Genomic DNA, 2,441 nt, shown 5'->3' on the forward strand with positions numbered 1-2,441 from the left:
GATTTCATCGGGAAGATACAACCTTATTGAATATAAAGAATTCTATGATTTTATAACGTCTGTAAAGAATAATGAACTAAAAAAAATATACCTACAGTACATATGAAAAAGACAATTACAGCTTCTATCCTATTTATAATATCTATTATAAGTGGATACTCTCAGGTTAACTATTCGCAAGAATTCGGAAAAGTCACACAGTATGAAATGTCAATGTCACAATATGAGCAAGACAAAGATGCCGAAGCTGTTGTTATATACGACTTGGGTGATTATTATTTTAGACCAGACGAATCTCGAGGATTCTTGCTATCGATGGAACGTAAAGTAAAAATTAAAATACTGAAACAAGCAGGCACAAAATACGCAAACTTCGAAATACCTTACTATTCAGAGAATAGAGAGTGGGAATCTATCGAAAAAATAGAAGCCATAACATACAACATGGAAGGAGGACAATTAACAAAAACAATTCTCGATCCTAAAAACATATACGAAGAAAAGGTTAGCAATAATCTAAGTATAAAAAAGGTCGCATTAGCTGATGTCCGCGAAGGTTCGGTAATCGAATACAAATATCTAATTACGACTCCTTACTTTTTTAACATGAGAAAATGGGATTTTCAAAAGAAAATACCTGTTGTTTATAGCAAATTAAAATATAAAGCTATACCATACTATGAGTATACATATATACTAAGAAGTATAAATAAATTTGACGAGTATAAAGCAACACCACTAAATGACGAAATTCGCTTTGGTCATTTAGTTTATAAAGAAATGCAATATGAGTTTGGATTAAAAAACCTTCCGGCATTTAAAGACGAAGAGTACATTACTTCCGAACAGGATTATTTGATAAGTCTTTACTTCCAGCTATCTAAAATATATTATCCAAGAGGAGGCAGCAAAGAAATCATGACTACCTGGCCTGCTATGTGCGATGATTTCTTGAAAGATAATGATTTTGGAAAGTACATAAAGAATAGTGAAAAAGAAGGGAAAAAAATACTACCTACTTTAGATATAGCAAGTAAAACACCTCTGGAACAAGTGGAGGCTATAACTAAATATGTAAAAGAAAAATACAATTGGAACGGAAATTATGGTAAACTCAGTGAATATAGTGTTTCCGATTTTATAAAAAAACAAACGGGGAATGTTGCTAATATAAACCTATTCCTAACCGGGCTACTCCGTTCTGCGGGACTAGAAGCATATCCTATAATATTAAGTACAAGAAAGAACGGATCGATAAGCTTATCTCATCCTTTTCAACAGTTCTTTAATTATACAATAGTCCTAGTGAGAATCGGAGAAAAAATATATTATCTCGACGCCACCGAACCGTTACTTTACTATAGTGATCTTCCTGAACGCTGCCTCAATGTAAATGGGCTTGTAGTAAAACCTAAATCTGAAGAATGGGTTAGTATCAGACAAAAAGAACTTTCCATTTCACAGAAGAATTTTATTCTAGATATTATTCCGGAAGAAAGTAAAATGAAGGTAAAAGCCAGATTTGCCGGGAGAGGACAAAAAGCATATAATTATCGTTCAACATATCTAGGGAAAACAGAAAATTTGCAAAAAGAATTGAAAAGCAATAACAATATTGATGTAAAAGGCGATATCAATATCGATGAAAATGATGACTTAGACAAACCTTTTGTTTTTTCTTTCGCATTTGATGCTTCTGTCGAAAATTTATCGGATAAATTATTTATTCATCCATTTTGCAACTTATCCATCAGCGATAACCCTTTTAAGCAAACCAAGCGGACATTACCTGTAGATATGATATACATGCAAAGTGATTTTTATCGATCTGAAATAAATATTCCTGAAGGGTATAAGATTAATTATTTACCATCACCTTATATTGTAGATGACAACCTGGTCTCAATACAATATACTGTACAAAAAGACAATAATAAAATAATAATAAATGCAGGGTATACTCTTAGACAGAATATATATCAACCTCAAAACTATATAAGCCTGAAAATGTCTTTTGCTGAGGCAATAAAAAGGTTTTCTGAGATGGTTATTCTTGAGAAAGAGTAACTCTTCAGAATATATATAAAACGAATAATATAGTATCTATTTTTAATAAGGGAGCAGAAGGAGTTAATCTTTCTGCTCCTCTATTTGTAACACGATATTAACGTATCAATTACGCTAATACTAGATAATCATCATTGTACACAATTGAATCAGACGCCATACAAAAAATAAGAAATAACAATCTAACAACCAACAACATAAACCACAAACAAAAAGATGTATGATACTAATAAATAATATTTATATATAAACAATTTAAAAAGATACAATAAAGTCCTATTTTTTTTTTCTTTTGTTGCTGTTTTTAAATAAGAAGTATAAAAGGGTTAGTTTTTTATCGGAAAGGGTATTACTATGCACACATACATAATCTC

1 protein-coding gene is annotated in these 2,441 nt (G+C 31.0%); it reads left to right on the forward strand.

The window, feature by feature from the left end:
* Window positions 1-102 precede the first annotated feature (102 nt).
* Window positions 103-2,067, forward strand: coding sequence for a DUF3857 domain-containing protein (locus LDB17_RS06435; protein WP_252637451.1), 1,965 nt, complete (start codon window positions 103-105; stop codon window positions 2,065-2,067).
* Window positions 2,068-2,441 lie beyond the last annotated feature (374 nt).

Origin of the sequence: Dysgonomonas sp. Shenzhen-Wh21 (assembly GCF_043392705.1) — a bacterium.
In the GTDB taxonomy this organism is placed as follows: Bacteria; Bacteroidota; Bacteroidia; order Bacteroidales; family Dysgonomonadaceae; genus Dysgonomonas.